At 70.3% G+C, this 8,106-nt stretch carries 7 protein-coding genes; 4 read left to right on the top strand and 3 right to left on the bottom strand.

The features are described from left to right. Positions 1 to 265: 265 nt before the first annotated feature. From QOZ86_RS20350 to QOZ86_RS20340, 3 genes are all read left to right on the top strand, one after another. A complete protein-coding gene (locus tag QOZ86_RS20350) occupies positions 266 to 2,401 on the top strand; it encodes an RHS repeat-associated core domain-containing protein (RefSeq protein WP_284493794.1) in 2,136 nt (711 codons plus the stop codon). A gap of 41 nt (positions 2,402 to 2,442) precedes the next feature. Further along, the gene (locus QOZ86_RS20345; RefSeq protein WP_284493793.1) at positions 2,443 to 2,808 is read left to right on the top strand and encodes a hypothetical protein; all 366 of its coding nucleotides are present in this window, start codon (positions 2,443 to 2,445) and stop codon (positions 2,806 to 2,808) included. A 194-nt stretch (positions 2,809 to 3,002) separates the two neighbouring features. Beyond that, on the top strand, positions 3,003 to 3,164 hold the full coding sequence (locus tag QOZ86_RS20340) for a hypothetical protein (protein WP_284493792.1): 162 nt from the start codon (positions 3,003 to 3,005) through the stop codon (positions 3,162 to 3,164). Between the two features lie 84 nt (positions 3,165 to 3,248). On the opposite strand, the gene QOZ86_RS20335 is transcribed toward QOZ86_RS20340, so the two are convergent. Next, positions 3,249 to 4,661, bottom strand: coding sequence for an IS1380 family transposase (locus QOZ86_RS20335; protein WP_284493796.1), 1,413 nt, complete (start codon positions 4,659 to 4,661; stop codon positions 3,249 to 3,251). A 258-nt stretch (positions 4,662 to 4,919) separates the two neighbouring features. On the opposite strand from QOZ86_RS20335, the gene QOZ86_RS20330 reads away from it, so the two are divergent. Next, positions 4,920 to 5,564 (top strand): ScbR family autoregulator-binding transcription factor, encoded by a 645-nt coding sequence (locus tag QOZ86_RS20330; protein ID WP_284493791.1) that lies wholly within the window; start codon positions 4,920 to 4,922, stop codon positions 5,562 to 5,564. 1 nt (position 5,565) lies between these two features. On the opposite strand, the gene QOZ86_RS20325 is transcribed toward QOZ86_RS20330, so the two are convergent. After that, positions 5,566 to 6,468: a ScbA/BarX family gamma-butyrolactone biosynthesis protein gene (locus QOZ86_RS20325; protein ID WP_284493790.1), complete on the bottom strand. Its 903-nt coding sequence runs from the start codon at positions 6,466 to 6,468 to the stop codon at positions 5,566 to 5,568. Between the two features lie 102 nt (positions 6,469 to 6,570). Continuing rightward, positions 6,571 to 8,094: a dolichyl-phosphate-mannose--protein mannosyltransferase gene (locus QOZ86_RS20320; protein WP_284493789.1), complete on the bottom strand. Its 1,524-nt coding sequence runs from the start codon at positions 8,092 to 8,094 to the stop codon at positions 6,571 to 6,573. Positions 8,095 to 8,106 lie beyond the last annotated feature (12 nt).

Here is an 8,106-nt window from a genome sequence, read left to right as displayed (position 1 = left end):
GCAGCGGCTCGATGAGCGCCCACTGGGCGTCGGTGGTCGCCGAGGACGGATACACCTGGCAGCGCGGAAGCCCCGATCGCCGGTCGCTACCGGTGGTGCTGTTGGCCGGGCAGGACGCACACGTGCAGGTCGGGGAAGATGACACCAGGACTCCTGGTAGGTGGTGGCGTAGACACCTACCGCCCTACCAGGAGTCCGCCTTCCCGCCCGCGCGGACACGCCCAGTTCCCGGACACGCTCTAAGACCACCGATCCGGCGGGGGTGGTGACCTCGGCCACCTACACCGCAGCCCTGGACGTCGCCAGTGAAACGGCCGACGGGGGCACGACAACCTTCGGGTACGACCCGACGGTCAACAATGCGGAGACCCTGACCGGCGTCACCGTGGCGACGGGCGCGCAGGACTCGTACGACTACCAGGCCCCGTCTGCCCCGTACGCGCCATCGTCGGGTACGGACGCTCAGGAGAACACTGACGTCTACGACTATGACCCGGCCGGCAACCCGCTGGCCGTCACCGACGCCACAACGGCGACGGCCAGCGTCACCTACAACCCCGACGGGACGATCGCCACCAGTGTCTCGCCCTCGGGAGCAACCACCAGCTACTCGTACGAGGCCGCCACCGGGCATCTCCTGACGATCACTCCGCCGACCGGGAACAGCCTCGGTGTCCGGTCCTTCACCTACGACGGCTACGGGCGGGTCGCCATCTACACCTCCGGCCGCGGCATCACCGAGACCTACAGCTACGACGCCGCCGACCGGATTCTTGAAGTGCAGTACTCCGACGGCACCCCCGCCGTCAGCTACGCCTACAACACCGCCGGGCAGCTGACCAAGCGCACCGACGCCAGCGGTGCAACGACCTACACCTACGACCCGCTCGGCCGGCTGGCCTCGCGCAGCCACACCGCCGGCGGAGGCGTCCTCAGCTACACCTACGACCGCGCCGGCAACCTGCTGACCGAAACCGATGCCAACGGGACCACCCATCACAGCTACGACACACGGGACGTCCTGGTCAGCACGCAGACCCCCGACGGGCTGGTCATCGCCTTCGGCTACGACACCGACGGGATGCGCACCGACACGTGGTTCGCCACCGATGCGGCCAAGACCGCGTGGGCCGCGCACACCCACACCGACTACGACACCGCCGGCCGGGCTGCTCGGGTGTGGACCGCTCGAGCCTCTGACGACACCCTCCGCGTCAGCGACCTGTCCTACTCCTACGCCTCACCCGGGATCGCATCCTGCGCCACCGCACCGGCGGCCGGCATCGACACCGAGCTGAAGTGGAGCCAGACCGACCACCTGACCGGCCAGACGACTAGCTACTGCTATGACGACGCCAACCGGCTCACCGCCGCGACTACCCCTGGCGGCGACAGCTGGACCTATACCTATGACATCAACGGCAACCGCACGCAGACCGTGAAGAACGGCGTGGTGGTCCAGACCCAGACCGTCAACAACGCCGACCAGCTCACCGACACCGGCTACACCCACGACGGCTCCGGCAACCTCACCGGCACGCCGGACGGCACCACTGCGACCTACAACGGCAGCGAGCAGCTCGTCTCCCGCTCTGGGACCGCGAAGGGTTCCTACACCTACGCCGGCACGACGCAGGACGAGCTCATCACACAGGTGGGCCCCGCCACCTACACCCACGCCTGGGGGCGGACGGATGACGACGGTCTGCCGGTCCTCGAATCTTTGACCACCGCCGACGGCACCGCCTACTTCTTCCACGACAACGCCGGCACGCCCTTGGCCATCAAGTCTTGGACAGGAACAACCGGCTACTACGCCCTCGATGGTCTGGGATCCCCGGTCGCGCTAATCAAGACCAACGGCCTCCATCAGACCTCCTACAGCTACGACCCGCACGGGGCGGTCACCGAAACCAACAACCTCACCGACAACACGGTGACAAACCTCAATCCGTACCGTTTCGCCGGCGGCTTCCGGGACCGCTCCACCGGAGAAGTGAAGTTCGGTCGACGCTGGTATGACCCAAACACCGGCCGCTTCACACAGCAGGACGCTCTCGAAACCCTGGCTGACCCGGCGAACGCGAACCGGTACCAGTACGCTGCGGGCGACCCAGTGAATTTCGTTGACCCAACCGGGCTCCACTGCACAGCAAGTCCAGACCGCTACGGCCGTGCCAGCTTCAGGAGCGCCTGCTTTCGGCACGACAATTGCTACGCCGCCAAGCGGGTCTCTCGGTCTGCCTGTGATAACGCCCTCCGCTCGAACATGCGAACGGCCTGTGCCCGGGCGTACCGAGGCTCGGCGCGCGCCTACGGCCGCGCACTCTGCTATAAGCGGGCAAATGTATACTGGGTGGGCGTCCGACTTTTCGGGGAACTGCCTTGGCGCTTGGCTTAAGGAGCTCCCCGCCTTATGCTCAGAAGGGAATCTGAGTCATCGTGAGTCAAGGTCAGAAAATCGGCGTTGCAAGTGCCGGGATCGCGGTTGCCCTATGGCTTCTCTTCGTAATCCTCTCCGTCGCAACGGCAGTCGCCGGCGAGGGTGTGAATATTGGTGCCACGCTGATCGCTTTCCTGGCTCTGGGCTTGTCGATCCTAGCGGCAGTAGCGTTGGTCGTGTCGGTCGATGACGTTGCGGTCAGGGCAAGCGGCGCCGTGTCCATCGCGGCGTGGGTTATCTTCGCGACGCTCACGTTCAGCGGTGCCGCGCCTGAGAGTATGCATCTCGTGCCGGCAGTGATAGCAATCCTTGCCTTGTCTATCTGCGGGCTGTTGGCGGCGAAAATGCGTCCTCGAGGTCGCTGACTGCTGCGGCAGCCCGCGAGGACGACGCCTACGACGCCGTCGGTCTGCTCATTCCACAGACGTTCGGCGTTGCTGGCTCTTCACGGTTTCTGGTGAAGGACGCGGCGTGAACCGATGGGCGTGAGGGGACTGCTGCACGAGCAGGTGACATCTGATCTGTGGTGCCGAAAGGTGCCGCTGGAAGGATGTCCACCGTGCCCAAGCCCTACCCCAAGGAGTTCCGCGACGACGTCGTGAACGTCGCTCGCAACCGTGAGCCGGGCCAGTACCTGAAGCAGATCGCGGCCGACTTCGGGATCTCGGTGATCGTCGGGCTTCTTGTCCCGCGTGGGCGTGAGGATGGCATCTGGGTGTGACGGTTCGTCCGAGGTCGCTCGGGTGGGCGCCGGTTCCACTAGCCGGATGGTTTCTGGGGTCATAGGGACGGGGTCGTGCTGCAGTCAGCCGGTGTCGGCCAGCGGCGCTGCGGTCAGCTTCGCCAGGGCGTCGAGCGCGGCCAGGACGAGCTGGGTGAACGGGGCGGTCGCGGCCAGGTGCAGTAGTCGGCGGCGGCCGGTGCGGGCGTGCCGGGCGGGGATGGAGAACAGTCGCAGGCGCAGCCGCTTGGGCTCCCACCGACGGGCGTCGTGGCCGATCAGGGTGAGGGTCTGTATCCAGGCGGTGAGTTCGCAGGCCGGGGAGACGATCGCGCACCAGATGCTGTTCTGGGCGAGGTCGTGCGGCGGCAGGTTGGCCAGGCCGGTGTCCTTGGCGCAGCGGATGCGGTCCTCGGCGCGGGCCCGCCGGCGGTGCCGCAGTTCGAGGTCAGCCAGCTGACCTCTCGTCGTGTTGGTGACGAAGGCGGTGATCCGCATGCCGTCGACGTCGGTGATCCGCAGCTGCGCACCCGGGTGCGGTCGTTCCTTGCGCACGATCAGCCGCATGCCCGGCGGCCAGCTGGTCAGGTCGAACAGGTCGGTGACCTCGGCGACGAATGCGCCGGGACGGGGCTGGCCGTCGGCGTCGTAGGCCGGCTCCCACAGCTGTTCGGGGATCGTCGCCAGCTTCTGCTGGATGCTGGTCAGGTCGCCGGGCAGGGAGAACCCGACCGAGTAGGACAGCCGGCGGCGGGTCAGCCAGGCCAGCAGCTCGTGCGTGCCGCCGGCCCCGTCGATGCGGATCGGCACCTTCTTCCCGCGGCGGTGGCCGCCGGGCAGCTGCGCGAGCGCGTCGCGGATGACGCTCTTGTGGTCGACGACCGTGTTCGAGCCGGCGTTGCCGGCACGCAGCAGGAACGCCAGCGGCTCCCCGGTGCCCGCGGCCCCGTGGTCGTCGAACGCCCACAGCGGGTGGTGCCCGAACCCGCGCTTGAACGTCGGCGCCGCCGCTTCCTTCTCGCTATGGGCCGTGACGAGGGTGGCGTCCACGTCGATCACCACAGGCCGGTGAGCGTCGGCGCCGCGGTCGGGCGCGTGCTCGCCGGCCAGTGCCCACGCCCGCGTCCGGGTGGCGGCCCGGGCGGTGTTGATTGCGGCCAGCACAGCGGGGGCGTCGCCCAGGGTGTCGATGCACCTCGACACCGTCGGGTCCGACGCGACCAGCCCGAACACCTCCGGTGCGGCCCGCAGCTGGGCGATGTCGGCCAGGCAGTTCCCGCCGATCGCCAACGACACGGCCAGATCGAGCACGACCTTGGCGGGATCGTGGATCGCCAGCGGCTTGCGCCACGGCGCGAGTGCGTCCGACAGCGCGGCGGGCAGGCGGACGGTCTGCGCGGTCCGCAGCAGCAGCGTCGCGCCGGCGTGCGGCACCACGCTGGACCCGTCGCCATCGACTGTGAGCGCCGGATACGGCCCGGTAGTCTTCTTTACCAGAAAGGTGCTCTGGTTCCTGCGTTGATCAAGACCTAGACAATCTCGATTCTTGCAGGTCAGGGGCACCTTTCCTATGTCTCAGGCCGGCCGATCACGGACCGGCGTGAAAGCCCCGGGTTAGGACCAGTACAGCGGCCGGCGCCGCCGGGAGATCCTTCCCGGCGGCGCCGTCGTCGTTGCGCGCCCGGGCCGTCCACCCGGCGGCTACGGCTAGGATGCCCCGCGAGACGGGGCAGGGCGTCCCGCGGGAGGCGGATGATGACTGAGGCACCGGTCGGCACCGCGTCCTCGCCGCGACGCGCCCGCGGGCGGGCCAGCGACAGCGCCGCCACCCGGCAGTTGATCATCGACATCGCCGCGCGGGAGTTCAGCGAACGCGGGTACGCAGCCACGTCGCTGAGCGACATCGTGGCCGGCACCGGGATGACCAAGGGCGCTCTCTACTGGCACTTCGCCTCCAAGGAGAGCGTGGCGATCGCGGTCGTCCACCAGATGTTCGAGACCTGGCCGGTGATGCTGGGCGAGGTGCTCGGCTCGCACGACGACGCCCTGGAGGCGCTCGTCGCCGTCACCTACGTGGCAGGGGAGCAGTTCGCGAAGGACCCCGTCATCCGGGCTTCCAAGCGGCTCATGTCGGAGTTGCCGCCGGAGGCGATGGCCAAACTGCCGCAGCCCTACGTGGGCTGGCAGCACGCCCTGGCCAAGCTGATCTCCGACGGCCAGGCACGCGGCCAGATCAACCCCCAGGCCGACCCGGTCAGCACCGCACAGGTGATCGTGGCCAGCTTCTTCGGCATGCAGCAGGTGTCGCAGGAGCTCAGCGCCCGGCGTGACCTCGTCAGCCGGCTGGACGGGTTCTGGGCCCTGGTGCTGCCGCAGCTGCGGCCGACGTCCCTGGCCTGACCTACCCGAGGGCGACCCGGCCACGGGCCACGGGTCCGTGGCCCTGGTCCAGGGCGACCACCAGGGTCCGCCCGTCGTCCTCCGGCGCCGGCTCGGTGCGCACCCAGGTGGGTCGGTCGAGCTCGGCGAACCGGTCGAACGTCACGTCGACCCCCGCGAGCGTGGCCCCGCTGCCCGCCCGGGCGGCCGCTGCGGTGAGCGCGGCGTCGATCAGCAGCATGCCCGGCAGGTGGTCGACCTCGTGGTCGAAGAACGTGGGGTCGGCGAGGTTCACGAGAACGCGGGAGCGTTCCCTCCCGGCCTCGGTGCGGCAGCCCGGACCGGCGTCCCGCGGACTCGGGACCAGCTGCCCGCTGTCGGCGGCCGCCCGGGTCCGCGCGGAGGCACGCAGCCGCTCGTAGACCCGGCGCGGCACCGAGGAGTAGTCGGCCTCGGCGGTCGCCCAGAGGTTCCCGCCGTGCCGGATCTGCACGGCCAGCGCCGCACCGGTCGGCCGGCCGGCCCGGTAGCGGGGGGTCGGCTCCACCGTGGCCTCCGTGCGGTCGGGTGCCGTCGTCCCGAGGGCGGCGACGGGCGCGGCCAGGCGCACCGCGATCCGGTGGAAGATGAACTGCTCACCGACCGGGACCCCCAGCTGCAGGTGGGCCAGGCAGAGGCCCGCCTGGCGGATGGTCTCGACCAGCAGCAGCAGATGTCCCGCGGTGCCGGTGCGACGGTCGTACCGCGGGTGCGCGGCCGGCCACCGGGCCGCCACCGCGGCGAGCGTCGGGGCCACCGCGGCGAAGTCCGTCACCAGGACCTCCGCGGCCGCCGCCTTGTGCACCAGGTGCCGGCCGACCGGGGACCACGGCACGGCGGCGTCGTCCCCCACGGCGGAGGGCGTCGGTGAGCTGCGCGGCGGCATGGGGTCTCCCGGTGTGGACGAGGTGTGCCCCCATGGTCACCCGCCGGACGCGACCGGCCGCCGTCCGGGCCATGCGCACCGGTGGACCCGGCCGATCCGATCTCAGAACCACGAGGGGAACCACATCCGCCGCAGCCACTCCGCGTGCGAGAGCGGCTGCCCGGTGAGCACCGGCCAGAAGAAGACGAACGTCGCCGCCACGACCGCCACGTAGCCGCAGCTCGCCGCGATTCCGACCTGGCGGCGGAGAGGGCCGGCGTCCGGGGGGCCGAGCACGTCCTGCAGCACCAGTGCCACCGCCAGCACGAAGAACGGCACGACCGGCGCCATGTAGAAGCTGAACATCGTCCGCTCCAGGTTCACGAACCAGGTGAGCCAGCCCGCGGCGATCGCGACGGCCACGACCAGGGCCGCCGGATCCCGGCGCGCGACCATCCGCCAGAGCAGCCACAGCGTCGCCGGCACGAAGGCCAGCCACAGCGTCGGCGTCCCGACCATCAGGATGTAGCGCACCACCTGCTCGCCGGCGGCATCGGTGAGGCCCTGCGGGTTCCACAGCAGGATCGGCCGGCCGTTGACCAGCCACGACCAGGGGCCGGACTCCCACGGGTGCGGGCTCGACAGACCGCTGTGGAAGCGGAGCCACTCGGCGTGCTGGTGCCACAGCGACCGCAGCGCGTCCGGGATCCACGGGAACGCGGTCTCGGGGTTCTGCTGCGCCCACGCCCTGCCCTGCGACGTCTCGCCCAGGAACCAGCCCGTGAAGCTCGCCAGATAGGTCAGCACGGGGACGGCGGCCAGCGCCCACAGCGCGCCGGGCAGCCCGCGGCGGGCGGCCACCCGTGTCGGGCGCGGCACCCCCGCCTCGCGCCAGGCGGCGCGGTCCCAGAACAGCGACAGGACGGCGAAGAAGGCCAGGAACCAGACCCCGCTCCACTTGACCGCGCAGGCGCAGCCGAACAGGAAGCCGGCCGCGAGCCGCCAGCCACGGGGGCCGAGCCGGGCTGGGACGTCCATCGTGCGGACCCGGGCCCGCACGACGTCGCGGTCGACCACCAGACAGGCCACCCCGCTCACCACGAAGACCTGCAGGAAGATGTCGAGCAGGCCGATGCGGGAGAGGGTGAAGGCAAAGCCGTCGACCAGCAGCAGCACCCCGGCGAACAGGCCGATCAGCGTCGACCCGGTGAGCCGGCGGGCCAGCCGGAACAGGACGACGACGGCGAGGAAGCCGGCCACCGCCGACGGGAACCGCCAGCCGAACGAGGTGTAGCCGAACACCTGCTCGCCGGCGGCGATCAGCCACTTGCCCAGCGGCGGATGCACGATGAACGTGTAGCCGCGGTTGTACTCGTAGCCCCAGGTCAGCAGCTCCCGGGCCTCGGGCGGGTAGTACGCCTCGTCGAACAGCAGGTCGCGCGGGTAGCCGATGCCCCACAGCCGGACGGTGAGCGCGACCGCCCCCAGGACGGCGGCGATGATCCACGCCGTCCACCGGTCGTCGGGCAGCGGCGGGACGACGTCCGTGCGGCGCCGGGGCGGGGGGAGGCGTCGCGGACGCGGGAACGGCGGGCGGTGAGGATCCCGCGGGTCGCGGTCCGCCCGCTCGGGTGCCAGCACCGCCATGCCGCCAGGGTA

It is taken from the genome of Blastococcus capsensis, assembly GCF_030165005.1.
GTDB classification, from domain to species: Bacteria; Actinomycetota; Actinomycetes; order Mycobacteriales; family Geodermatophilaceae; genus Blastococcus; species Blastococcus capsensis.
Note: the sequence above shows the minus strand (reverse complement) of the source record. Positions and strands in the feature narration are given on the sequence as shown.